Raw genomic sequence first — 23,811 nt, forward strand, 5'->3', positions numbered from 1 at the left:
CACATGATCCGGGATCCGATGATCGCAGTCCTGAACGCCGGTTCATCTTCAATCAAGTTCACCGTCTTTTCCGGTAGCATCGAACTCGTTCGGGGTCAGGTGTCAGGCCTCGGGGCGTCCCCGCGGATATCGCTTCGAGATCGAACTGGCCAAAATTACGATGCTAACGATCTTTCCGCCGAGGACGGCAGGGATCATCAATCAGCACTCGCGGCCATACTCCGCCGTCTTGATGGCATCATCGATTGCAGCGCAATCGCGGCCGTCGGGCATCGGATCGTACATGGCGGGCCAGAGCGCAGGTCGGCAGAACTCCTGGATGAGTCTTCACTAGCCGATCTAAAGAGACTCGTACCTCTGGCACCGCTTCATCAGCCTCACAATCTTGCCGGTGTGGAGGCAGCCCAGCTGGCCTTCCCGCATGCCATCCAAGTTGCCTGCTTCGACACTTCATTTCATCGCGGGCACCCCTGGGTCAACGACACCTTTGCCCTTCCGCGCCAGTATTATGACGAGGGCGTGCGGCGGTACGGTTTTCACGGGCTGTCCTATGAATACATTTGCGCCTATCTGGACGAAGAACGGCCAGACCTTGCGGATGGCAAGATCGTTGTCGCCCATCTCGGCAACGGAGCATCAATGTGCGCTATCAAACACGGCAAAAGCATCGGCTCGACGATGGGTTTCACCGCACTTGATGGCCTGCCGATGGGAACACGTTGCGGCCAGATTGACCCGGGCGTCTTGCTCTATCTGATGACGACGAAGCAGATGGGCCCCCAGGATATCTCCGACTTGCTTTACAAGGAGTCCGGGTTGAAGGGACTTTCCGGTCTAAGCCAGGACATGAGAGAGCTGGAGCGAAGCTCCTCAGAAGACGCACGCCGCGCCATCGACTATTTCGTTTTCCGGATCCGCCGGGAGCTCGGTGCCATGGCCGCTGTTCTCGGCGGTCTGGATACCTTGGTGTTCACCGGCGGGATCGGCGAGAACTCGGAGCGTGTCAGGCGTGAGGTCTGCCTTGATATGGATTGGCTTGGCATTTCGATTGACCGCTCGGCCAACGAGACGAACGCGTTGTGCCTATCTTCTCGACCCTCAAAAGTGAATGTCCTTGCTATCCCGACCAACGAGGAGGAGATGATCCGCCGGAAAACGCTGGAAATCCTGAATGGGTAGGCCAGGCGATCGGTACCCTTATCTGTTCCGGTAGCTCTTCAACCAGGACAGGAATGCTGGAGAGTAGCCTCGTTCAAGGGCGCGGAAATCAGCCGCCACGGCCGGACGCAAACCTCCGGGATAATCCGGCTCCACTGCCAGATAGACATCAGGAGCAGTTTCCAAGAGCGTCAGGAGCGCCTCACGCAAGGACTGTTTGACCGCGTCGGGCGTCTCCGTGTGAACGGCGTGAGCGGTATAGGGGATCGGGGAGGACCTCCAGACAATCTGCAGGTCAGAGAAACCCGGCCTCCGGCTTATGTAGAAATCGTTCAAGGTTCCGGCCGTGTAGCCGGTCTCGGGACTGCCGCTCAGTGTCGACCAGGCGAGCGACGCATCCACTCGTCCGTCAAGAACCGCCTGCAGTCCTTCTATCGGAGTTTGGACCTGAACCAGGGTTCTGAAATGCTGGGCCGGATCTATGCCTTCCGCCAGAAGCCCGGACAATGGTACGCGATGGGTCGCAATCGAAGTCCCCTCGCCAGTACCGAGGCGGGCTCCCTTCAGGTCCGCCAATGTGTTGAGTTGCGACGCCTTGCGCGTGACCAGCACCGAAAAGTAGTGCGGAGGAAAACTGTCAGGCGCTGCGGTCGCCAATGGCTCCACACACCGGCAGGACGCCGAAACCACACCAAATGCCGAAGGTGACAATCGGGCGTAGTCAATGTCTCCTTGTGACAAGGCTTCGGCAAGCTCTCCAAGCGTGTCGATGAGAAACAGGTCGACCGCCATGTCGAGGGCATTTTCCAGATAGACGCGGAAAGGTTCGATCCGCTCCCGCGCCGTCTCGTCGGAACCGACAGCTATGCCGAAACGCAGACGATGCATTTCTCCTTCCGCCAATGCCTTCTCGTTCCAGCCGAATTGGACGCTCAACAAGCAAATCACCAGGCCAATGAGGAAAGCTGTTGCCCGGCGCATTTGCCGGGGAGAAGATGATACCTGAGCAAGCATATCGATATTTGGCCCAATCAGTTTCTACGCAGCCATCTGGAGTAAACGTGTCGTCTTTTGCAGAAATCGTCGTCTTTGACATCGGCAATGTTCTGATCGAATGGGATCCGGACCATCTTTACCGCAAACTCATTCCAGATGAAGCGGACAGAGCCCGTTTCCTGCAGGATATCTGCTCCATGGACTGGAACCTTCAGCAAGACCTTGGGCGGTCCTGGACAGAGGCTATTGATCAACTGGTCCGGGCGCATCCCGATCAGGCCGACCTCATCGCTGCCTATTCCGAGCGCTGGCATGAAATGGTTCCCGGTGCCATTTCCGGCACGGTGGACATTCTTCTAGAACTCAAGGCTTCGGGAGTTCCACTCTATGCGATCACCAATTTCTCGTCGGACAAGTTTGCGGAGACGCAGGAGCGCTTCCCTTTCCTGAAGCAGTCGTTTCTGGATATCCTCGTGTCTGGCGACGAGGGGATGATCAAGCCAGATATCAGGATCTACGAGACCTTTCTCTCGCGCAATAACCTTGCCCCAGGTGCCTGCGTGTTCATCGACGATTCACCCAATAACGTCGAAGGGGCACGCCGGAGCGGGATGAATGCCCTGCACTTCACGTCGCCCGATGTCCTGCGTACGGATCTGCGCTCGCTCGGCTTCCCCGTCTGAGACCAAACCCTCAGCCTTTTATGAAGCCCTGGAGTACGTTCACGCAATTCTGCCCAAGGGCATCGACTGCATAGCCCCCCTCCAATAGAAACACCGTCGGGACATCGACATAGGACAGACGTTGACCTAGCGCCGTGAAGTCGTCGCTCGTGAAGGTGAAGCCTGAAATCGGATCGTCCTGGAAGCAGTCCAGACCCAGCGACACGACCAGATAGTCAGGCTTATAGACCAGCAACCATCGGCAGGCCTCGTTGAGTGCCTGCTGATAGCCCTCCCAGCTCGTGCCTAGAGGCAATGGCCAATTGCGGGTGAACCCTGTACCGGCATTGACCCCCGTCTCATCCGCGTGGCCGAGGAAATAGGGGTATTCCTGCTTCGGATCAGCGTGGATGGACAGGAAAAGGATATCCGATCTGTCGTAGAAAATCGCCTGAGTGCCGTTTCCGTGATGATAATCGACATCCAGGATCGCAACACGGGCGGCGCCGTAGTCACGAAGCCATTGCGCCGCGATTGCCGCGTTGTTGAGGAAACAATAACCGCCATAGAAGTCGATTCCTGCATGATGACCGGGCGGACGACACAGGCCGAATGCAGAGCGCTCTCCCCCCTGGACAAGCTTCGCAGCGGTGAGCGCAGTATTCGCGGAGGCTTTGGCGGCTTCGAACGTATGCTGTCCCAAAGGTGTTCCCGCGTCCATCGAATAGCGGCCAAGCAGACCGTCAATGTGATCGGGAATGGGATCGCTTCTCAACGAGCGGACTGGCCAGACAAAGGGGAACGCCTCGGATGAACGACCTGCTGCAGTCCAACGTTCCCAGAAGCTTTCCATGAATGCCAGGTATTCAGGAGAGTGAACCCTTCGCAAGGGTCTCGCTCCGAAATCCTCCGGTCCAATCACTTCTCCGAGTCTGCGTTCCCTGATCGTATCGAGCACGATCTGCGCGCGGCTGGGGATCTCGACCGCAGGTTTCAGCTGGCCGTCGGATATCTCATGCGTTGGCGCATGGGTGAGCTGGATCGTGGAGAATACCGTCTTCAATGGCCTACTCGCTTATCCTTTCCATCCGCTCACGCGAAGCGGAACTCGGTGACATGAGTATACGTCTCACCCGGTTGTAACAGCACATCTGTGAAATTCCGGTTATTGACACTGTCGGGCCAGCGCTGCGTTTCAAGGCACAATCCGGCATGGGCGCCGTACCGAGTTCCATCAAGGCCGGGAACCGGCACATCGATCTTGTATCCATCGTACAACTGGACGCCGGGCTCTGTGGTCCAGACCTCCATTCGGCAATCCCCGTTCTTGTCTTCCAGCGCTGCCGCAAACGCCACCTCATCGCGCGGAGCATCGGCCAGGCAGAAATTATGGTCGAATATGACGCCTTCCTCCCCCGGCTTTCGCCTAAGCCTGCGCCCATCACGAAAGTCGTGGGGCGTCCACTCGACCTTGCGGATTTCGCCCGTCGGCAAAAACTCTTCAGACATAGGCAGATAGGTATCTGCCGCAATTTCGAGGGTATGATCCAGGATGGTGTCGCTGCCATCGAGATTGAAGTAACTGTGCTGGGTCAGGTTGACGATGGTTGTCTTGTCAGTCGTTGCGGTCAATTTCACTCGCAACGCACCCGAACCGGTCAGCGTATACCGGCAAAGCGCCTCCACCCGTCCCGGGTAGCCCTCTTCTCCGTCTGCGGAGACGTATTTCAGCAGGACGCTTGCCTTGTCATGTTGCTCCAGGCTCCAGACGCGGCGTCCGAAGCCGGTCGCGCCACCATGCAAATGATGTTTGCCATCCACATTGGCACCTAGCTGATACTCGGTGCCCTCGATCGTGCAGCGGGCGTTCTTGATGCGGTTCGCACACCGCCCCGGCACCGAACCGAAGTCGGGAGAATGATCGACGTAGCTCTGCAGGTCCTCGAATCCGAGCACGACGCTTTTACCATTGAACTTCAGATCGCGAATGACAGCGCCATAGGTGAGAACCTTTGCTTCAAGCGCCCCCTTCTTCAGAGTGACCTCTTCCACGAGCGTGCCATCCGCAAGCCTGCCGAATTCCCGGACCATCTGTCGGCGTTCCTTTCAAGGTTCTGAGCAGGACTGCGAGATCAACTTTCGCAAAGGTGCTCGGAAACGTAAAAGGCGACGGGCATGCCCGTCGCCTTGCCACACTTTAACTGAGTGCTCGATCAGATGGTCTGATTATATTCGCCGACTTCCGGGTTTTCCCGCAGAACGCCATCGACTGCCTTGAACATGGCATGCAGACGTTCTTCCGATGCCGGACTCTCGACCACGACGACAAGCTCCGGTTTATTGGACGATGCCCGAACAAGACCCCAGGTTCCGTCATCGGTTACGACCCGGACCCCGTTGACGGTGATCAGATCGACGATCGGGCTTCCTGCGACCGTCTCGCCCTTGGCCTGCATGTCCTTGAACCGTGCGACCACACGGTCGACGACGTCGTATTTGATCTCGTCCTCACAATGCGGCGACATGGTCGGTGAGCCCCATGTCTTCGGCAGATCACGACGCAGGTCCGCCATGGTCTTGTCCGGATTCCGGTCGAGCATGTCGAGGATCGCAATCGCGGAGACAAGGCCGTCATCGTAGCCACGACCGATCGGAGCGTTGAAGAAATAGTGGCCGGACTTCTCGAAGCCGACAATCGCGTCAAGTTCCGTAACACGGCGCTTGATGTAGGAATGACCGGTCTTGAAATAATCCGTCTTCGCACCGTTCGCCTTGAGCACCGGATCCGTGTTGAACAGGCCTGTTGATTTCACGTCGACGACAAACTGTGCGTTTGGATGAAGGGCCGAAATATCGCGGGCCAGCATCACGCCAACCTTGTCGGCGAAGATCTCCTCGCCCTCATTGTCGACGACGCCGCAGCGGTCCCCATCGCCATCAAAACCAAGACCGACCTCAGCACCGGTCTCCAGAACCTTGTCGCGCAAGGCATGAAGCATCTTCATGTCTTCCGGATTCGGATTGTACCTCGGGAAGGTGTGATCGAGCTCCGCATCCAGCGGAATGACCTCTGCACCGAGCATTTCAAGGACCTTAGGCGCGAATGCGCCTGCGGTGCCATTTCCGCAGGCTGCAACCACCTTGATCGGCCGCTTGAGTTTTGCCCGCTCGGTCAGGTCCTTGATGTAAATGTCCGGGAAATTTTCGACAAAGCGATAGCTGCCGCCACTCTTCGTCGTGAACGCCGCTTCGAGCACGATTTCCTTCAGACGACCCATTTCGTCCGGTCCAAAGGTAAGCGGTCTGTTGATACCCATCTTGACGCCGGTCCAACCATTGTCGTTGTGGGATGCGGTGATCATCGCGACCGCAGGAACATCAAGAGCGAACTGTGCGAAATAGGCCATCGGCGAAAGCGCCAGCCCAATGTCGTGAACATTGATACCGGCAGCCAGAAGACCATTGATGACCGCCATCTTGATCGACGCCGAATAGCTGCGGAAATCGTGACCGACGACAATGTCCGGGCGAACGCCGCGTTCATGCATCAGCGTGCCGATCCCCATGCCCAGCGCCTGCATGCCCATCAGGTTGATTTCTTTTTCGAACAGCCAGCGGGCGTCGTACTCACGGAAGCCTGTCGGCTTCACCATTGGCTGCGACTCATAGGCATAGGTATTGGGTGTCAGCAAAGCCTGCGGCTTGGGGAACATCTATCACCTCTTGGGATAAAACACGTTGGCGAACTGGGGTCAAAAATCGCGTGATCGGAATGGCTAGATCCTATTGAACCAGAAGCAGGGTGTCATTTGAAAAGTCGAAGCGGTCCAGCTTGTGCAACGCCGACATTCCCAGCAGGGTCACGCTGAGCGCATCGTCATCAAGTACCAGCGCGTCGATATTCTTCAAATGAATTCTCCCGATCTCGATTTCTCGCAATCTGGTCGGAGCAGCGCGAGTGGATCCGTTCGCCGTCCGAACCTCGATCTTAAAGTCCGAAGGTTGCAAGAATATGCCAGCCTTTCGCGCCACCGTCTGTGGCAAGGCGACATGAGAGGCTCCGGTGTCGACGAGCATTTCCACCTTTCGGCCGTTCACCTGGCCTTCGAGCCGATAGCTGCCATCTGCTCGTTTCATTATGCGGTGAACAGGACCGTTGGCGCGTTCTGCCTGGCCGGGCTCCTCTGACATTTCGCCATCGTCAGTCTGTGGCGTCATCTCAGCAAGGAAATGCGGAACGAGCGGCAAGGTTGCCACAAAAAACAGAACTATGACGACATATCGCAACATTGGCGTGATTTTCCCCTGACCAGGGGACCATATCGACAACCTGTTAGCGTTGCTTAAAAGGCATCTCGAAATTCTCTGCGCTGTCTATGCCGCTAGTCGTTCGAGAACTTCGCTCACAATAAAAACGCCCGGCAAGTTGCCGGGCGCTAAGGGTCTTGTCTCTGTGATCACTTGGTGCCGTACATGCGGTCGCCGGCATCGCCGAGACCCGGAACGATATATCCGTGGTCATTCAGCTTCTGATCGATTGACGCGGTGAAGATCGGCACGTCCGGATGCGCTTCGTTGAACTTGGCAACGCCTTCCGGAGCCGCAAGCAGGCAGAGGAAGCGGATGTTGTTCGCTCCGCGCTGTTTCAGCTTTTCGACAGCCGCAATGGCAGAGTTTGCGGTGGCCAGCATGGGGTCGACAACGATCACAAGGCGCTCGTTCAGATCTTCCGGAGCCTTGAAGTAATATTCGACCGGCTTCAGCGTTTCCGGGTCGCGGTAAAGGCCGATATGGGCCACACGTGCGGACGGAACCAGGTCCAGCATACCTTCAAGCAGGCCGTTGCCAGCACGCAGTACGGAGGCAAAAACAAGCTTCTTGCCTGCAAGCGTCGGAGCCTCCATCTCGCAGATCGGGGTCTCGATGGTCTGATGGACAACGGGCAGGTCGCGGGTCACCTCGTAGCAAAGCAGGAGGGAAATCTCGCGCAGCAGCCGGCGGAACCCCTGAGTGGACGTCGCCTTGTCGCGCATGATCGTGAGTTTGTGCTGTACCAGCGGATGATTGACGACGGTGGCTCCGGACATATTTGCCTCTTTCGTTCAGGGCCCGTCGACAGATCGGGAAACGGGCCTGTTTTCTTCAATTCGTTTGAACGTGCTATGCCTTGAAAGGTAGCCAAAAAACACCCCCGCTGCCGAGGATTTTTGACAGTTTTTCAGCCAGAGCGGCATTTTCCATGAGAATCTCCCGCCCGAGACGCAAAGTCCCACCCTCCTGGATGCATGAGAGCGGCAATTGGTCCGCACTCACATCCAGATCCGTTCGGAGTTCTCTGGCGAGTTCATTCAGTAGCGCAAGGGTGCCGCCCCTCACTTCGATCATCGCCTCCAGAGGCTCGATCTCTGCTGCTGGCGAGAGCACCAAGACACCTGCGTCGACGAACATCGCGATGTGTTCGAGGTTGGCCAGAGCTGGCAGAGTATCCAAGACGTCGATGGTGACGCCCGCCCAAGCAAGCGGTTCGACGAAGCTCGAGGCGATCTCGATAGCTGGGAGATGGAACGGCACCTCTCCGTTCCCCACCAGTTCCGCAAGCAGAGCCGGATGGCGCCAGGTATCGCCAAGGATTACGTCATCGATGACGGCGCCGCCTTGCCAGACAACAGCGCATCCGTCCAGAACGACATCCAGCAGGTCACTCCCAATCACTGTTTTCTCATCCGCCTTGAGCGCCAGCTGCACAAGCAGGTTGCCCGGACGGGTTTCGTCGCCACTCGTGAACAAATCGGGCCGCATCCCCGTAGCCTCTCCGAGGCGATTGAACAGCGCTGCAAGCATTTCCGCATGTGGAGCATCCACGTCGGGGTCAAGCTGAAAGCCGTCGATGACTTCCTTGGGCTCAACCCGGATCAGCGCATGCGCGTCCGCGCGCAACGGGTCATCCGGATGGGCTGAGAAGACTCCGGCTGCAAACATGGACAGAACGGCGAGAGCCTTGCCTTCCTGACCACGAAAACTCCTTCCGGTCACCTCTTCGTAGAAGGTCCAGGCCGGATCCAGGGCGACGTTGGCAATCGCACACAAGACTGCCAGATCTCCGGCAGAGAGAAGCATTTCATTGGCGCTTGAAAATCCACGTGCTCCGGCGATCATTCCCCAGCGGTCAACGTTCCCTACCTCGAAGAACCGCCAGCATCCGTAGGGCGGTATCTGGAAGTCAGGATAGCTTTCCGCAATCTGATGCCTGACCCTCGCGACCAAGGCCCCGATCCGGTCCATATCGAGCCGCAGGCTCTGCAAGTCCCCGGCCAAGGCGTGGCGGAAGAGCTTCTCGGAGCGCTCGAAAACGCCAGGCGAGTTCAACAAGGCAATCGGTAGCGAGGGGCGGTCAGGCACGGCTTTCAATGCACTTCTCGGTATCAGTTCACTGGTGATCAATCATAGCCACGGGCCCATCGCGACATTCTCTGCCGGAATTTGACGGAACCGTTTTCAGGTCATCGTGGTTAAGTTCTAAATGAGTGGAGCATTTGCACAAATGCCCAACCTCCGAATTGCTCATTTTTCGCTGGCGTATTTTACTTGCGCTTGACAAAAGCCAACCCATTCGCCCCCGCCCGTTCCCAATCAAGAGCCTTCGGGCCCGAAGATCGAGAATTTCATGTCGACTGTCTTTTCCATCGCAGCCCTTCTGAGTGGCTCCGCCCTGCTCTTGCTGGCCGGCGGGCTCCATGGCCTGCTGCTACCGGTACGTGGCCTCGCCGAGGGGTTCTCAGATGCCTCTCTCGGCCTCTTGGGCGCTGGATGGGCGTTTGGTTACATGGCCGGCTGCCTTGCCGTACCGATGATCGTAAAGCGCGTCGGACACATAAGGTCGTTCGGCGTGCTGGCATCTCTGGCGGCAATCACCGTCCTGCTGAATCTGATCTTCATCGAACCGATTGTTTGGGTGCTGCTGAGAGCGATCTCGGGCTTCTGCTTCGCGGGCGCCGCGATGATCGTCGAAAGCTGGCTGAACGAAAGAGCGACCAACAAGACACGCGGCAAGATCTTCGGCATCTACACTATGATCAATCTGGCCGCCACGACCGCGGGCCAGATGCTACTTACCCTTGGCGATCCAACCGGCTTCATCTTCTTTGTCGTCGGTTCGATCATCTACTCGCTTTCCCTGCTCCCGACCGCCCTTTCCACTGCCGCATCTCCGACGCCGCTTACCCAGGCACGCCTTGATCCCAAGCTGCTCTGGAAAAATTCGCCGATTGCCGTTGTTGCAGTCTTTCTCGTCGGCATCTCAAACGGCGCATTCGGCACACTTGGTGCCGTCTACGGGAGAAGGATCGGGCTCGAAGTGTCCGACATCGCGATCATGATGTCTCTCGCACTTCTGGTCGGTGCGATCGTCCAGATCCCCGTCGGATACCTTTCCGACCGTCTCGATCGCCGTCTGGTCCTCGTCGCCATGGCCATCATTGCGATGACACTCGGCACAAGCGTGTCCCTTTTCGGCGAACTTGACCCCTTGATCACGGTCGGCATGATCGCTGCGTTCGGGGGAATGATCTACTCGATGTACCCGGTGATTGTTGCCCATGCGAGCGATCATGCTGACCCCCGGGATTTCTTGAAAACCAGTGGCGGACTGCTGCTGATCTTCGGTGTGGGCACGATGATCGGGCCACTCGCGGCGGCCGCCCTGATGACTGCCACGCATCCGGGCGCTCTCTTCCAGGTCACTGCCACCGCTCACCTGATCATGATGCTCTTCGCGTTGTGGCGCATGACTCAGCGGGCACCGGTCGAAGATGATGAGAAGGTGGACTTCGTTCCGGTAATCTCGACCGGCCGAATGACCACGCCGGAGACCGCAGTGCTCGATCCAAGGACAGATCAGGACGAAGTCGGGCTAGACGACTGAGCGGTATGCCCCGAAGCCATGTGACGGAGGTCAGGGTTTTGCGCTGTCCAGACGGACGAGAAGCCGCTGCTTCGTGCTGTCATCGCAAAAAGCTGCCTCGATGGCGGTACGCGTTACCTGAACCTGATCTGCTTCCGTCCAGCCGAACGTCTTCGAGACACTGGAATATTCCTTGCCAAGCGTCGTGTGAAAGAACGGCGGATCGTCCGAATTGAGCGTTATGCGAACACCCGCACGGCGCAGGAGGTTCACCGGATGAAACCGCAGCACAGAATAGACGCCCAGGGATGTATTCGACCCCGGACAGACCTCGAGGACGATGCGCTCTTTCACCAGACGATCGACCAGCGCCTTGTCTTCAATCGCACGCACGCCGTGACCGATACGCTTCACGCGAAGGAACTCCAGGGCAGCCACGATACTCTCCGGGCCGCCGAACTCGCCCGCATGAGCAGTCAGTCCGAGACCGGCGTCACCTGCCAGGCGGAAGGCCTTGGCGAAATTCGCCGGATGTCCCTCGCGCTCATCGCCGGCCAGCCCAAATCCAGTCACGAGGGGGTGCGGATTACCGACCACTTCCTTGGCGACGCGTTCAACCGATGCTGCGCCGAAGTGACGAACGCCGATGGCGATCATGCGACCTTCGATGCCAGTGTCTTCCTTCGCCCGCTCGATGCCTGCGGCAAGTCCCTCAACGTAGGAGCGGTAGGACAACCCGGCGGCCTGCGCATGGTCGGGAGATATGAAAACCTCTCCATAGATCGCGCCTTCGGCAGCCAGCATACGAAAATAACTCTCGGACAGCAGGGCATAGTCCGCCGGCGACTTGAACACCGAACTGGCAAGATCATACGCCTGAAGGAAAGTCGTAAAATCGGACCAGATGTATTTGCCGTCGCCGCCGATGATGGAAGAAACATCGACGCCGTATTTCTCCGCCTGACGTGCAACAAGAGACGGCGATGCCGCACCCTCTATGTGACAATGCAGTTCGGCCTTTGGCACGGTCATCGGATAGGTCATGAAATCCTCGTCGCCGAATCGCGCGGCTCGCTACGTTCGGATCAGAGGAAACTGACACCATGCGGGCCAGATGCAAGGCCCAAATGGTCGGCTATGCTTTCGCCGATGTCTGCATAGGTATCACGCAGGCCAATGGCCATGGGCGCGATGCCCGGCCCCACTCCGATTACCGGGACATGTTCACGCGTATGGTCCGTACCCTTCCAGGTCGGATCGCAACCATGGTCCGCCGTCAGGATCAACAGATCCCCCTCTTTCAGCTTCTCCAGCATCTCCGGCAGGCGGCGGTCAAAATGTTCCAGCGCAGCGGCGTAGCCGGCGACATCCCGTCGATGTCCGAACAGGGAATCAAAATCGATGAAGTTGGAAAAGACCATATCGCCATCGCCGGCCAGATCCATTGCTTCCAGGGTCTTGTCGAAAAGATCGTCATTCCCGGCCCCTTTCAGAACCTTCGTGACCCCCTGATGGGCAAAAATATCGGAAATCTTGCCGACGCCGATGACCTGACGGCCCGCCTTCTCGGCTCTGTCCAAAAGGGTCGGCTCCGGAGGCAGAACCGAGTAGTCCCGCCGGTTTGGCGTGCGGGTGAAGTCCTTCGCGCTGGTCCCGACAAATGGGCGGGCAATTACACGACCAATATTGTAGGGGTCGGCGATGCCGCGCACGACTTCACAAAGCGCGTAGAGACGCTCGAGGCCAAAATGCTCTTCATGTGCCGCAATCTGGATGACCGAGTCGGCTGAGGTATAGAAGATCGGCTTGCCCGTGCGAAGATGTTCTTCGCCGAGTTCCTCGATGATCACCGTGCCTGAGGCGTGCTTGTCACCGAGAATTCCCGGGATATCGGATTGTTCGAGAACCTTCGCAATGAGCTCAGACGGAAAAGTCGGTACCGTTTCCGGGAAATAACCCCAGTCGAACCGAACCGGCACGCCTGCAATTTCCCAGTGGCCGGACGGGGTGTCCTTGCCGTTGGACACTTCGGCCGCACAACCCCAGATGCCTAGCGGCTCTCCGTCGAAATCCAGGCCCGGCGCAGCCTTGCCATTTGACAGGACAGACGCCCGACCGAGGCCGAGCCGATCCATGTTCGGAACGCTAAGCAACCCAGACCGCAGGCCCTCACGATCTCCACGACCTGCAGCACACGCTTCGGCGATGTGACCGAGCGTATCGGAACCGGCGTCGCCAAAGCGCTCGGCATCGGCTGCACCACCGATGCCAAAGCTGTCCAAAACGCAGAGAATTGCGCGTGGCATGAGAGTTTCCTCTTCTCGTTCGGCAGGTTCGAGCCCGCCTTGTCCAGCCGTTCTCCGGTCGGCATCCGGGGCGCTGCCGAAATGGCAACGCAAGTCATTCAAGGCGCGATACGTTCCACCACGCTGGGATGGTCCTGAACATCGGCAGGAGCGCCGATGGTGTAGGCGCGCCGTACGGCGATCGCAGCAGCTTCCGCCTGCTCCTCGCTCTGGGCGTGGACAATGGCAATCGGAGCATCTGCATCGACCGAATGACCAATGCCCGCAAGATCGGTGAGCCCGACGGCCGGGTCGATCACATCGGCGGCCGCCTTGCGGCCACCACCGAGTTCGACCACGGCGACACCGACAGCGCGGGCGTTGACAGCAGTCACCACGCCGTCGTGTTCGGGATAAATCGGTGCAACGACCGGAGCCTTCGGCAGGTAGATCTCGGCCTTTTCCATGAAGTCGGCAGGACCGCCAAGCGCCGTCACCATCTCGGCGAACTTTTCCGCAGCGCGCCCGCTTTCGAAAGCAGCGCGCATCCTGGCGGCCCCGTCTTCGGCATCGGAAGCAAGACCTCCCGTTGCCAGAAGCTCGCCACCCTGTGCGACTGTTACATCCCACAAGCGGTTGTCGATCGCAGTCCCTTTGAGGAAATCGACGGCGTTCTGGACTTCAACCGCATTGCCCGCAGCAGAGGCCAGCGGTTCGTTCATGTCGGTCAAAAGCGCCGTCGTTTTCAGGCCGGCACCGTTGGCGACCAGAACGAGACTCTCTGCGAGAGCGCGCGCCGCATCCAGAGAAGCCATGAAGGCGCCCGTACCCCATTTAACGTCGAGAACCAGCCCCTGAAGGCCCGCCGCCAGCTTCTTGGACAGGATCGAGGCCGTGATGAGGTCGATGCTTTCCACCGTCCCGGTCACATCGCGGATCCCGTAGAAGCGCTTGTCCGCAGGCGCAAGATTGCCAGTCTGCCCGATCACGGCACAGCCGACTTCGCGGACGACCTTCTTGAACAGCGTGTTGTCCGGCTGGGTCTGATAGCCGGGAATACTGTCGAACTTGTCAAGGGTTCCACCCGTGTGACCCAGACCGCGGCCGGAAATCATTGGCACTGCCGCGCCACAAACAGCCAGCGCCGGGGCGAGCATCAGGGATACATTGTCACCCACACCTCCGGTCGAGTGCTTGTCGAGAACCGGTGCATCGACACCGGACCAATCCATGACATCGCCGCTGTCGCGCATCTCGAGGGTCAAGGCTACGCGCTCGTCGATGCTCATGCCCTTGAAGAAGACCGCCATGGCAAGGGCGGCGACCTGTCCCTCGGTCACGCTGCCATCCGCCAATCCTCTAACGAAGAAGGCTATCTCGTCGTGGCTGAGCGTGCCGCCATCGCGCTTCTTGCGGATCAGTTCTTGAGGCAGCATGGTCAGTATCCTTCGCCCGCGGTGGCGCCGGAACCGTCGATAGCTCCAACCAGGGCGTCAAGCAAACCGCTCGCGCCGAAGCGGAAGGTCGCAGCCGAAACCCAGTTGTGACCGAGGATCTTGTCCGCCAAGGCAAGATAGGCGGCAGCATCATCGACCGTGCGGATCCCGCCCGCCGGCTTGAAGCCGACGTCCTTCAGCTTGTCTCTACGCGTTTCCTCGATCACCGTCAGCATGACTTCGGCAGCTTCGAGCGTCGCATTGACCTTGACCTTGCCGGTGGAGGTCTTGATGAAATCGGCGCCAGCGGCAATCGCGATCTCGGATGCCACGTGGATCAGCAGCGGGTCTGCAATCTCGCCGGTTTCCAGAATAACCTTGAGGATTGCAGGCTCGGGAATGGCAGCCTTTACACGGATGATCTGCTCTTCGGCGAAGCCGCGGCGGCCCTCGAGAAAGGCCCGATAGGGCATGACGAGATCGATTTCGTCAGCACCGTCCTTCACTGCCTGCTCGGTTTCGGCAACAACGGCCTGCGTGTCCGTCCCGCCATCCGGGAAGTTGACGACGGTGGCGATCTTGACGCCCGTACCCTTAAGCTCCTCGACAGCCTGCGCGACAAACCGCGGCCAGATACAGACGGCGGCGACGTGACCATGGGCCGTGACAGCGCGCTTGCATAAGGAAGAGATATCCTCGGCCGTACAGTCATCGTTGAGGTTGGTCAGGTCAACCAGGCCAAGAGCGCGCTTTGCCGTTTCAGCAGCAGCAATCTCAGTCATTTCCGATTTCCTTCACGAACGCGCGCACCAGCTGTTTCATCCGGTCCATACCGGTCAGTGCGACGCTCTTGGTCTCGTCATGGGACAGCGCATGGGCCTGAAGGCCCGCACCGTAGTTGGTGATAATCGACATGGCTGCAACCCGCATGCCGAGGAACCTCGCCATGATCACCTCCGGAACCGTGGACATACCAACGGCATCCGCACCGAGCATCTTGGCCATACGGATTTCCGCTGGCGTCTCGAAAGAAGGGCCCGAGAACCACATGTAGACGCCTTCTGCGACCGGATCGCCGGTCTCTTCGGCTACCTTTCTCATGGCCGCGCGCAGTTCCGGGTCATAGGCGGCGCTCATGTCGAGGAATCGGCTTTCGTCTTCCTCGCCAATCAACGGGTTCATGCCGGACCAGTTGATGTGGTCAGAGATCAGCATCGGGCTGCCCGGAGCGACTTCCTCACGCAAGGATCCGGCGGCATTGGTCGCCAGAAGGACCTCGCAACCGAGTTCCTTGAGCGTCTCGACCGGCGTACGCATCACGCTGGGGTTCCCGCTCTCGTAGTAGTGGGCACGTCCGGACAGGATCACGACCGGAACACCTTCAAGGGTCCCGGCGACCAGTTCGCTGGAATGCGAAGTGACCGTGGAGACCGGGAACTCCGGCAGATGCGAATAGGCAATGCGCGAGGCATCCTCGACTTCCTCGGCAAGGGAGCCAAGACCCGAGCCAAGGATCATGCCAATGCGATAGGAGCCCGGACGGGCGGCGCGGACGATCTCCGCGCATTCGCGACCAAAACCGCTCATGGGTGGTCAGTCCTTTTCCTCAAGTTCAAATCCCGCGGGAAGAAGCTCATCCATCCGGAAACTGCGGCGCACGCCATTCAGGTCCGCAATGTGGATAGTCACATCCTTGTCCGCGAATTCATTCAGTTTCTGCCGGCAACCTCCGCAGGGCGTGCAGAGCGCCGCATCGGCGATCACCATCACCTCGGAGATCTTCTGCTGGCCCGCCAGGACCATCGCGCTGATGGCGCCGGCCTCCGCGCACACACCTTCCGGAAATGCTGCGTTCTCGACATTGCACCCCGTGTGTAGACTGCCGTCTTCCGCGATCAGCGCCGCGCCCACCTGAAACTGTGAATATGGCGCATAGGCCTTCTCCCGGGCCACCTTTGCGGCAGCAAAGAGTTCATCGATCCGGCTCATGTGCGCTCCTTCAGGTAGGGAATGCCCGATGCCTTGGGCGGGATCGCCTTGCCAATGAAGCCAGCCAGCAGGATCACGGTCAGAATGTACGGCAGCGCCTGGAAGAACTGGACGGGGACCGCCCCGACTCCTGGGATCTCCTGACCCTGAAGACGGATTGCAACGGCATCGAGGAAGCCGAACAACAGGCACGCCATCATCGCGTTGACCGGCTTCCACTTGGCAAAGATCAGGGCTGCCAGAGCAATGAAGCCGCGTCCCGCCGTCATGTCCTTGATGAAACCCGACGATTGAGCAATCGAAAGATAGCTGCCCGCAATCCCACACAGGATACCGCAAGCAATGACCGCCCTGTAGCGCAGCCAGGTAACGGAGATACCGGCCGTATCGACCGCCGCCGGGTTCTCGCCGACAGCGCGCAGGCGGAGGCCGAAGCGGGTCCGGAACAGGATCCACCAGGTCAGAGGTACAGCCAGAAACGCCAGGTAGACGATGATGTTGTGACCGGACAGCAGCTCCGAATAAATCGGACCGATAACCGGAACATCCGCCAGCTCGGCCGCAAAGGGCAGTTCAATATTCTGGAAGCGGCCATCCTTTGGCAGCGGTGGTGTCCGGCCGCCCTGACGAAACCAGGCCTGGCCGAGCAGTGCAGTCAGCCCGGCCGCCAGGAAGTTGATCGCGACGCCTGACACGATCTGGTTTCCACGGTTGGTGATCGAAGCAAAGCCGTGGATCAGCGCAAGCGCAATCGAGACGACAATCCCGGCGCCCAGACCAACCCAGGCATTGCCGGTCAGATAAGCGACCGCGCCAGCGCCAAAGGCTGCGCCGAGCATCTTGCCCTCAAGACCGATGTCAACGACACCGGAGCGCTCGGAATAAAGTCCTGCAAGACATGCCAGCAGAAGCGGTGTCGACAGGCGAACGGTGGAATCGAGAATGAGGATAAAAGTGTCGAACATGGCGCGCTCCTATCCTTCGCTTCCACTCGGGGTGGTGACGAAACTGAAGATCCGGACCAGAGCCGGGCGGAACATGTACTCAAGGGCACCGGCAAAGAGGATGACGAGGCCCTGAATGACAATGATCATGTCACGGGAAATGGCAGGCTTTTCGAACGCCAGTTCCGCACCGCCCTGATAGAGCATCCCGAAGAGGATCGCGGCGAGTACAATACCGATCGGATGTGCTCGGCCCATGAGCGCCACAGCGATGCCGACAAAGCCGTAGCCAGCGACGAATTCCAGCAACAGACGGTGCTGCGCCCCCATGATCTCGTTGATCGCCATAAGGCCGGCCAGTCCGCCCGAAATCAGCATCGTGACGATGATGATGCGGACCGGAGAAATACCGGCATAGACGGCAGCTGTCGGATTGGCCCCGAAAGTGCGGATTTCGTAGCCCAACCTGGTGCGCCAGATCAGCGCCCAGATGAACACGCAGCACAAAAGCGCGATTATCAGGGACAAGTTCACCTGCGAAGTGCCGAAGAACTCGCCAGGCAGGAAGGTGTCAAGTAGGGGCAGACGCCCACCCTCTTCAAAGGTCCTGGTCTCAGGCTGCATGGACCCCGGCTTGGAAATGACGTCCACAAGCAGGTAGCCCATCAGCGCGGCACCGATGAAGTTGAACATGATCGTCGTGATGACGATATGGCTGCCGCGCGTTGCCTGAAGCCAGGCGGGAATGAAGGCCCATGCGGCGCCGAAGAGCGCCCCACCGGCGACGGCGAAAGGAACCGTCACCCACCAGGGAACATACTGGTCGAGCATCAGACAGGCGAAGGCAACACCCAGCCCGCCGACATAGGCTTGCCCTTCACCGCCGATGTTGAACAGGCCGGCATGGAAAGCCACGGCCACAGCAAGACCGGTGAAGATGAAGCTCGTGGCATTGAACAAAGTGAAGCCGATGCCTTCACCATAGCCAAGAGACCCCCAGAGAAGGATTTCGACCGCTTCCAACGGGTTTTCACCAATCAGAAGAACGACGAGTCCCGACACAAGGAAGGCGGCAATCAGGTTGATAGCCGGGATCAGGCCAAAATCAACCCAACGCGGCAGTTGACCCGCACTCATACCGTTTCTCCATGAACACCCGCCATCAGGAGGCCGAGCTCGCCTTCATCCGCATCCGGAGCACGTTCTCCAACGATGGCTCCGTCGAACATGACCAGGACGCGGTCTGCCAGTGAGCGGATTTCATCGAGTTCGACCGACACCAGCAGAATGCCCTTGCCCGCGTCGCGCAGCTCGATCAGACGTTTGTGAATGAATTCGATTGCGCCGATATCGACGCCGCGCGTCGGCTGTCCGACGAGCAGGATTTCCGGATCGCGCTCGATCTCACGCGCCAGGACAATCTTCTGCTGATTGCCGCCCGAGAAATTCGCCGTCTTCAACATCGGATTGGGCGGGCGGATGTCATATTGCGCTATCTCTGCGCTGGCGGTTTCCCGAATTCCGGCTATGTCGAGGAACATGCCCTTCGAATACTTCGAGTCGTTGTGATAGCCGAGGATCGCGTTCTCATATTCGGCGAAACTCGTCACCAATCCCATGCGATGCCGGTCTTCGGGAACATGACCCATATTCCGCTCGCGCATGCCTGCCGGGTCGATGTCCTGCTTCGCGAGATCGATCATCTTGCCGTCGATCCAGATCGTTCCGCCGTCGGCCGGCCGAATGCCGGACAGGGTTTCAAGCAGTTCCGACTGACCATTGCCCGAGACGCCAGCAATACCGACGATCTCGCCGGCACGCACGTTAAAGGAGACATTCTTGACGACCTGGACGCCTCGGCTGTCGGTCACGCTCAAGCCATCGACAACGAGAACCTTGTCCGTGGGCGTTGCCGGTTTCTTGTCGACATGCAGCAAGACGCTTCGGCCGACCATGAGTTCGGCAAGCTCTTCCATGGAGGTTTCCGCGGTCTGTCGCGTTGCGACCATCTCGCCTCGCCGCATGACCGACACCGTATCGGTGATCGCCATGATCTCGCGGAGCTTGTGCGTGATCAGCAGGACCGTCTTGCCCTCGTTCTTGAGCACCTCGAGGATCTTGAAAAGGTGATCGGCTTCGGCCGGTGTCAGAACACCGGTCGGTTCATCGAGAATGAGAATGTCCGCGCCACGGAAAAGCGCCTTGAGGATTTCAACGCGCTGCTGAAGCCCGACGGGCAGGTCCTGGATAAGCGCATCGGGATCCACGCGCAGCTCATAGTCGTCTTCCAGACGCTTAAGTTCCCTGCGCGCTGCGTCCACGCCCCCGGCCAGGCGTGCGCCGCCTTCTGCTCCCAGGATGACGTTTTCAAGGACGGAGAAATTGTCGACCAGCATGAAATGCTGATGAACCATGCCGATCCCAAGCGAGATCGCCGTCTTGGAATCGGAGATGGAGACGGTCTTGCCATCCACGAGAATGACGCCGCGATCCGCCTGGTAAAACCCGTAGAGGATCGACATGAGCGTGGACTTGCCCGCGCCGTTCTCGCCGATGATGCCGTGAATCGAGCCCTTCTTCACAACAAGATCGATGTTCTTGTTGGCGTGAACAGGCCCGAAGCTCTTGTTTATTTTCCGCAGCTCAATGGCAGGCGTCATCAGGGAGCCCTCGCTCGAAGATGCTGGCACGTTCATGTTCAGTCCGACTTCGCCAGTTCCGGCCGGGTCGATGAACAGGGCCACCGCCGCCCCCGGGGTGGACACGTACCCAAATCAAAAAACCCACGCGCAGCTCTCAACGCCGCGCGCGGGCAATTCATGGGGATCAGAACGGGCAGTTCTGATCAGCCATGTAGTCGTGAACGGCGATCTTGCCGGAGATGATGTCAGCCTTTGCCTGGTCGACGGCTGCCTTCATTTCATCGGAGACCAGCTTGGCGTTGTTCTCATCGAGAGCCCAGTCAACACCACCTTCAGCAAGGCCGAGAACTTCGAAGCCAGAGGTCCAGGCATCGTTCTTGGCGTCTTCGAAAGCCTTGTAGACGGCGACGTCGACACGCTTCAGCATTGAGGTCAGAACCGAACCTGCGTGCAGGCCGTTCTGGTTGGAGTCAACGCCGATGCCCAGCTTGCCGGCGTCAGCTGCCGCCTGCAGAACACCGATGCCGGTGCCGCCAGCTGCGTGATAGACGACGTCCGCACCGCGGTCGAACTGGGACTTGGCGAGTTCGCCGCCCTTGACCGGGTCGTTCCATGCCGCACCGGTGGTGCCGGTCATGTTCTCGAAGACTTCAGCCTTGTCGTTTGCTGCAAGCACGCCCTGCTTGTAGCCGCAAGCGAACTTGCGGATGAGCGGAATGTCCATGCCGCCGATGAAGCCGACCTTGCCGGTTTCGGAAGCCATCGCAGCAAGCATGCCGACGATGTAAGAGCCTTCATGCTCCTTGAAGACGATGGAACGGACGTTCGGCAGGTCAACGACCATGTCGACGATGGCAAACTGGATGTCCGGGAATTCCTTGGCGACCTTCTCTACGGCATTTGCCTGGGAGAAGCCGATGGCAACAATCGGGCTCTGGCCGCGCTTGGCGAAGTTGCGCAGAGCCTGCTCGCGCTGGCTGTCGTTCTGGATTTCGAAGTCGCGGTAGGCGACACCGGTGTCTGCAGTGAACTTTTCTGCACCGGTATAGGCCGCTTCGTTGAACGACTTGTCGAACTTGCCACCCAGGTCATAGAGAACCGCCGGGTTGATGTCGGCCGCACCGGCGGCTGCGGAAAACGCCATGCCGGCAACGGCGGCGCCAATCGTCAGGAGCTTCTTCACTCGTTTATCCTCCGAGACTATGAACCGCCCGGAAGGGCGGCCCCTCGATTACTTCCCCTCAAGACGCCCTGCCTTCAAGCAGAATGCGCCAACTTCAGACCGGCCCGATCCCGCAAAGCCCTTCCCAGGGTTTCATCGGCTATCAGATCGGTAATGACACCGGCACGCAGAGCGGCAAGGGTCGCATCGACCTTGCTTTCTCCGCCCACCAGCGCAATCAGACGGCTTCCCTCGATCTCGTTGAAATGAAGACCGACAGCCCGGTTGCCGAGCTGAACGGAAGCAATTTTTCCATCCATCGTCAGGAACCTTCCCATAAGGTCGCAGACAGCGCCACTCTGGTTCAGTTCGTCCTGCTCTTCCTTCGTGATCATGCCGCGCTGGATCAGGTGACCTTCCTCTTCGACCGAACCAATGCCGACGATAAAAACGTCGGCCTGACGTGCACGGCCCAGAAGATCCTGAACGCTGCGCTGTCCGAGAAACACCTCTTTCTCTTCCAGCGTTTCGGCGAAATACGGCACAGGCAGGTAATAGCCCTCACCTCCTGTTCGGCCCTGCAGAAGCTGCACAACATCGAATGGGTTGGCTGCAAGGGTCCGCGTCAGGGATCCGCAGATGGACATGACCTCCAGATCGGGGCGGGACAAACTCGCCATTTCCTCGACCGTCGCCTTCAATGTCCGGCCCATACCGACCCCGACACGGCGAACATTGGTCGAGCTGATAATTCCGGAGAGGACCTGAGCACCGGCGGAGGACACCGCACGGATTGCGCTTTCCTGGTCGCCGGCCCCAAGATCGGGCGCAATCACGCAGCTGCGCAGCCCGAACTCCCGGCAAACCCAATCTTCCAGCTCGAGACACTCCAGCGGACGTCCGTCGACCTGAAACTTGACGTAACCAGCCTTCTGCGCATGGGCGATAAGACGGTGAACCTTCGCCGGAGAAATGCCGAGCTGAGCAGCGATCTCACCCTGGGTGCGGCCACCGACGAACGAAAGCCATGCCGCCCTGATGGCAAGATACGTGGTCCAGTCGTCGTCGCGTGCCTGCATTGGCGAAACGCCACCCTTCGAATTTGCGACTCTTGCCGAGTCAGAAAACCGTACAGCCCGAGCGCACAAGGCGTACCGTAACCAAGGCGGCTGTAACAACACATTGCCAGCTTTTGGCAACTCAAGTGCGGCTACCGAAAAATTCTTCATGGGCTGAGAATTTATTCAGATGTTTGCCCGGACATCCCCTCTCCGTCAAGCATCAAAACCCGAAAAAACCGCCGTTGCGACTCCTTTGTGCTTGTTTGGCGCCGCATTGCTCAAACAGCAGGCGTTGGCGTCCATTCTCAGCTCCGCGGATAGGACGCGAGGCTGGCACCGTTTCCAATTCATCTAAAAATTGAAGCACATGGCTCCACCCTGTGGACGAAGCGCACTGCGTGCACCATCCCCCCTAGGCGGCACGGCAATATTGATTCAGTATATCTTTTCGGGAGATCAGTATTCCCAAATAGTGCAACCGCATCAGGAGGTTTTTATCCGTTATTTTCACGAGGAACGAAGCGCTAAGAATTTCGTCCGAATATAACACATGGGGAGACGTGACATCTCAGCCCTTGAGGCATTCAAGAGGAGTTCAAGTCATGCGTCTCGATATACTGAATTTAACAGTTTGCGTTGCCGGCGCGTCGATGCTTGCCGGCCTTGTCTCCACGACGACACCGACAATGACGTTTGCGAGGGATTTTTCTCTCGCAGGGCAGAGCAGCCTCGCCTACAGCTATGATCCGGCCGGCGAGGTGGACGTCGAGCTTGTTCTGGCCGTCGACATCTCGCAATCAATGGACACTGAAGAGCAGGAGGTGCAACGGGCAGGGTATGTTTCCGCAATAACATCCCCCGAAGTCCTGGAGGCCGTGAAATACGGCCCGATCGGCAAGATTGCAGTCACATACATGGAGTGGGGCGGAGTCGACGAGCACTTCATGGTCGCCGAATGGACCGTTATCGAGGACAAGGCTTCCGCCGAGGCCTTTGCCACAAGGATTGCCGAAGCCCCCCTTCGCCAGGTGCAACGGACTTCCATATCTTCCGCCCTTACAAAATCGGTCGACCTGATCCGCAACAACCAGTATCAGGGCCTTCGTCAGGTCATCGATATTTCCGGGGACGGCCCGAACAACCAGGGCGGCTCAGTAACTCAGGCTCGTGACAAGATGCTGATGTCCGGCATCACCATCAACGGTCTCCCGCTGATGATGAAGGCAAACACCAATACCTGGCAGGCGATGCTCAACCTCGACCATTACTACGAGGATTGCGTGATCGGCGGTCCCGGCTCGTTCGCGATTCCCGTTCGTTCGAAGGAAGGCTTCGCAGATGCCATTCGAATGAAGCTGGTCATGGAAATTGCCGGATTGAGCTTCGAACAGCCGCAAGTCCATCGCGTGTCGGCACGCAAGCCGGTCCGCTGCTCCATGTTCGACTGACAAGAAATCAGGGGAAACGCCCTCGGGTCGGCCCGAGCATCGCCACGAACAGCCCCCGCTTCCGGATCCTGGCCTCGATCCGGCGCCAAAATCGAAAGCGCAGTCCGCCGCGCTCACTCCTTCAAAAC

At 58.8% G+C, this 23,811-nt stretch carries 22 protein-coding genes; 4 read left to right on the plus strand and 18 right to left on the minus strand.

Annotated elements, in window-relative coordinates:
* The first annotated feature begins 3 nt into the window (after window positions 1-3).
* Entirely contained in the window at window positions 4-1,179 is a 1,176-nt protein-coding gene (locus tag ACN0SY_RS13850) for an acetate/propionate family kinase (RefSeq protein ID WP_417688042.1), read from the plus strand.
* Between the two features lie 18 nt (window positions 1,180-1,197).
* Here ACN0SY_RS13850 and ACN0SY_RS13855 read toward each other — a convergent pair whose 3' ends face one another.
* Window positions 1,198-2,094 carry a phosphate/phosphite/phosphonate ABC transporter substrate-binding protein gene (locus ACN0SY_RS13855; RefSeq protein ID WP_417688044.1) on the minus strand — a complete coding sequence of 299 codons (897 nt, stop codon included), beginning with the start codon at window positions 2,092-2,094 and terminating at the stop codon, window positions 1,198-1,200.
* Window positions 2,095-2,219: 125 nt separating this feature from the next.
* On the opposite strand from ACN0SY_RS13855, the gene ACN0SY_RS13860 reads away from it, so the two are divergent.
* Window positions 2,220-2,837 (plus strand): HAD family hydrolase, encoded by a 618-nt coding sequence (locus ACN0SY_RS13860; RefSeq protein ID WP_417688046.1) that lies wholly within the window; start codon window positions 2,220-2,222, stop codon window positions 2,835-2,837.
* Between the two features lie 10 nt (window positions 2,838-2,847).
* Here the strand turns inward: ACN0SY_RS13860 and ACN0SY_RS13865 are convergent, their stop codons facing one another.
* From ACN0SY_RS13865 to ACN0SY_RS13890, 6 genes are all read right to left on the minus strand, one after another.
* On the minus strand, window positions 2,848-3,879 hold the full coding sequence (locus ACN0SY_RS13865) for a histone deacetylase family protein (protein WP_417688048.1): 1,032 nt from the start codon (window positions 3,877-3,879) through the stop codon (window positions 2,848-2,850).
* A gap of 29 nt (window positions 3,880-3,908) precedes the next feature.
* Window positions 3,909-4,907, minus strand: a complete 999-nt coding sequence (locus tag ACN0SY_RS13870) for an aldose epimerase family protein (protein WP_417688050.1) — start codon at window positions 4,905-4,907, stop codon at window positions 3,909-3,911.
* A 122-nt stretch (window positions 4,908-5,029) separates the two neighbouring features.
* A complete protein-coding gene (locus ACN0SY_RS13875; RefSeq protein ID WP_417688052.1) occupies window positions 5,030-6,529 on the minus strand; it encodes a phosphomannomutase/phosphoglucomutase in 1,500 nt (499 codons plus the stop codon).
* Between the two features lie 70 nt (window positions 6,530-6,599).
* The gene (locus ACN0SY_RS13880) at window positions 6,600-7,106 is read right to left on the minus strand and encodes a retropepsin-like aspartic protease family protein (RefSeq protein ID WP_417688054.1); all 507 of its coding nucleotides are present in this window, start codon (window positions 7,104-7,106) and stop codon (window positions 6,600-6,602) included.
* Window positions 7,107-7,273: 167 nt separating this feature from the next.
* Window positions 7,274-7,903 carry a uracil phosphoribosyltransferase gene (gene upp, locus ACN0SY_RS13885; protein ID WP_417688056.1) on the minus strand — a complete coding sequence of 210 codons (630 nt, stop codon included), beginning with the start codon at window positions 7,901-7,903 and terminating at the stop codon, window positions 7,274-7,276.
* Window positions 7,904-7,976: 73 nt separating this feature from the next.
* Entirely contained in the window at window positions 7,977-9,215 is a 1,239-nt protein-coding gene (locus ACN0SY_RS13890; protein ID WP_417688720.1) for a DUF1688 family protein, read from the minus strand.
* A 265-nt stretch (window positions 9,216-9,480) separates the two neighbouring features.
* Between ACN0SY_RS13890 and ACN0SY_RS13895 the strand changes: the two genes are divergently transcribed.
* On the plus strand, window positions 9,481-10,737 hold the full coding sequence (locus ACN0SY_RS13895) for an MFS transporter (protein WP_417688058.1): 1,257 nt from the start codon (window positions 9,481-9,483) through the stop codon (window positions 10,735-10,737).
* 30 nt (window positions 10,738-10,767) lie between these two features.
* Here the strand turns inward: ACN0SY_RS13895 and ACN0SY_RS13900 are convergent, their stop codons facing one another.
* The 11 genes from ACN0SY_RS13900 to ACN0SY_RS13950 form a co-directional block, all read right to left on the minus strand.
* The gene (locus tag ACN0SY_RS13900; RefSeq protein WP_417688060.1) at window positions 10,768-11,760 is read right to left on the minus strand and encodes an adenosine deaminase; all 993 of its coding nucleotides are present in this window, start codon (window positions 11,758-11,760) and stop codon (window positions 10,768-10,770) included.
* Between the two features lie 41 nt (window positions 11,761-11,801).
* Window positions 11,802-13,022 carry a phosphopentomutase gene (locus ACN0SY_RS13905; RefSeq protein ID WP_417688062.1) on the minus strand — a complete coding sequence of 407 codons (1,221 nt, stop codon included), beginning with the start codon at window positions 13,020-13,022 and terminating at the stop codon, window positions 11,802-11,804.
* A gap of 98 nt (window positions 13,023-13,120) precedes the next feature.
* Window positions 13,121-14,437, minus strand: coding sequence for a thymidine phosphorylase (gene deoA / locus ACN0SY_RS13910; protein WP_417688064.1), 1,317 nt, complete (start codon window positions 14,435-14,437; stop codon window positions 13,121-13,123).
* A 2-nt stretch (window positions 14,438-14,439) separates the two neighbouring features.
* Window positions 14,440-15,219 (minus strand): deoxyribose-phosphate aldolase, encoded by a 780-nt coding sequence (gene deoC, locus ACN0SY_RS13915; protein ID WP_417688066.1) that lies wholly within the window; start codon window positions 15,217-15,219, stop codon window positions 14,440-14,442.
* Window positions 15,212-16,024 carry a purine-nucleoside phosphorylase gene (locus ACN0SY_RS13920; RefSeq protein ID WP_417688068.1) on the minus strand — a complete coding sequence of 271 codons (813 nt, stop codon included), beginning with the start codon at window positions 16,022-16,024 and terminating at the stop codon, window positions 15,212-15,214. The genes deoC and ACN0SY_RS13920 overlap by 8 nt, the downstream gene beginning before the upstream one ends.
* A gap of 6 nt (window positions 16,025-16,030) precedes the next feature.
* The gene (cdd, locus tag ACN0SY_RS13925) at window positions 16,031-16,426 is read right to left on the minus strand and encodes a cytidine deaminase (RefSeq protein ID WP_417688070.1); all 396 of its coding nucleotides are present in this window, start codon (window positions 16,424-16,426) and stop codon (window positions 16,031-16,033) included.
* Window positions 16,423-17,391: an ABC transporter permease gene (locus tag ACN0SY_RS13930; RefSeq protein WP_417688072.1), complete on the minus strand. Its 969-nt coding sequence runs from the start codon at window positions 17,389-17,391 to the stop codon at window positions 16,423-16,425. The genes cdd and ACN0SY_RS13930 overlap by 4 nt, the downstream gene beginning before the upstream one ends.
* A gap of 9 nt (window positions 17,392-17,400) precedes the next feature.
* On the minus strand, window positions 17,401-18,507 hold the full coding sequence (locus ACN0SY_RS13935) for an ABC transporter permease (protein ID WP_417688074.1): 1,107 nt from the start codon (window positions 18,505-18,507) through the stop codon (window positions 17,401-17,403).
* Window positions 18,504-20,030 (minus strand): ABC transporter ATP-binding protein, encoded by a 1,527-nt coding sequence (locus ACN0SY_RS13940; RefSeq protein ID WP_417688722.1) that lies wholly within the window; start codon window positions 20,028-20,030, stop codon window positions 18,504-18,506. The genes ACN0SY_RS13935 and ACN0SY_RS13940 overlap by 4 nt, the downstream gene beginning before the upstream one ends.
* Window positions 20,031-20,196: 166 nt before the next feature.
* Window positions 20,197-21,195, minus strand: a complete 999-nt coding sequence (locus tag ACN0SY_RS13945) for a BMP family lipoprotein (protein WP_417688076.1) — start codon at window positions 21,193-21,195, stop codon at window positions 20,197-20,199.
* 74 nt (window positions 21,196-21,269) lie between these two features.
* Window positions 21,270-22,253 (minus strand): sugar-binding transcriptional regulator, encoded by a 984-nt coding sequence (locus tag ACN0SY_RS13950; protein WP_417688078.1) that lies wholly within the window; start codon window positions 22,251-22,253, stop codon window positions 21,270-21,272.
* A 668-nt stretch (window positions 22,254-22,921) separates the two neighbouring features.
* On the opposite strand from ACN0SY_RS13950, the gene ACN0SY_RS13955 reads away from it, so the two are divergent.
* Window positions 22,922-23,683, plus strand: a complete 762-nt coding sequence (locus ACN0SY_RS13955; RefSeq protein WP_417688724.1) for a DUF1194 domain-containing protein — start codon at window positions 22,922-22,924, stop codon at window positions 23,681-23,683.
* Window positions 23,684-23,811: the final 128 nt, after the last annotated feature.

The sequence above is a fragment of the Roseibium sp. genome, assembly GCF_048261595.1.
Taxonomy (GTDB): domain Bacteria; phylum Pseudomonadota; class Alphaproteobacteria; order Rhizobiales; family Stappiaceae; genus Roseibium.

Excerpts from the sequence above, each read along its gene's own strand:
- ACN0SY_RS13850 (WP_417688042.1), top strand. The coding sequence starts at position 4 with ATGATCCGGGATCCGATGATCGCAGTCCTGAACGCCGGTTCATCTTCA.
- deoA (WP_417688064.1), bottom strand. The coding sequence starts at position 14,437 with ATGCTGCCTCAAGAACTGATCCGCAAGAAGCGCGATGGCGGCACGCTC.
- ACN0SY_RS13955 (WP_417688724.1), top strand. The coding sequence starts at position 22,922 with ATGACGTTTGCGAGGGATTTTTCTCTCGCAGGGCAGAGCAGCCTCGCC.
- ACN0SY_RS13935 (WP_417688074.1), bottom strand. The coding sequence starts at position 18,507 with ATGAGTGCGGGTCAACTGCCGCGTTGGGTTGATTTTGGCCTGATCCCG.
- upp (WP_417688056.1), bottom strand. The coding sequence starts at position 7,903 with ATGTCCGGAGCCACCGTCGTCAATCATCCGCTGGTACAGCACAAACTC.
- cdd (WP_417688070.1), bottom strand. The coding sequence starts at position 16,426 with ATGAGCCGGATCGATGAACTCTTTGCTGCCGCAAAGGTGGCCCGGGAG.
- ACN0SY_RS13905 (WP_417688062.1), bottom strand. The coding sequence starts at position 13,022 with ATGCCACGCGCAATTCTCTGCGTTTTGGACAGCTTTGGCATCGGTGGT.
- ACN0SY_RS13895 (WP_417688058.1), top strand. The coding sequence starts at position 9,481 with ATGTCGACTGTCTTTTCCATCGCAGCCCTTCTGAGTGGCTCCGCCCTG.
- ACN0SY_RS13930 (WP_417688072.1), bottom strand. The coding sequence starts at position 17,391 with ATGTTCGACACTTTTATCCTCATTCTCGATTCCACCGTTCGCCTGTCG.
- ACN0SY_RS13940 (WP_417688722.1), bottom strand. The coding sequence starts at position 20,030 with ATGACGCCTGCCATTGAGCTGCGGAAAATAAACAAGAGCTTCGGGCCT.
- ACN0SY_RS13920 (WP_417688068.1), bottom strand. The coding sequence starts at position 16,024 with ATGAGCGGTTTTGGTCGCGAATGCGCGGAGATCGTCCGCGCCGCCCGT.
- ACN0SY_RS13870 (WP_417688050.1), bottom strand. The coding sequence starts at position 4,907 with ATGGTCCGGGAATTCGGCAGGCTTGCGGATGGCACGCTCGTGGAAGAG.
- ACN0SY_RS13875 (WP_417688052.1), bottom strand. The coding sequence starts at position 6,529 with ATGTTCCCCAAGCCGCAGGCTTTGCTGACACCCAATACCTATGCCTAT.
- ACN0SY_RS13900 (WP_417688060.1), bottom strand. The coding sequence starts at position 11,760 with ATGACCTATCCGATGACCGTGCCAAAGGCCGAACTGCATTGTCACATA.
- ACN0SY_RS13880 (WP_417688054.1), bottom strand. The coding sequence starts at position 7,106 with ATGTTGCGATATGTCGTCATAGTTCTGTTTTTTGTGGCAACCTTGCCG.
- deoC (WP_417688066.1), bottom strand. The coding sequence starts at position 15,219 with ATGACTGAGATTGCTGCTGCTGAAACGGCAAAGCGCGCTCTTGGCCTG.
- ACN0SY_RS13950 (WP_417688078.1), bottom strand. The coding sequence starts at position 22,253 with ATGCAGGCACGCGACGACGACTGGACCACGTATCTTGCCATCAGGGCG.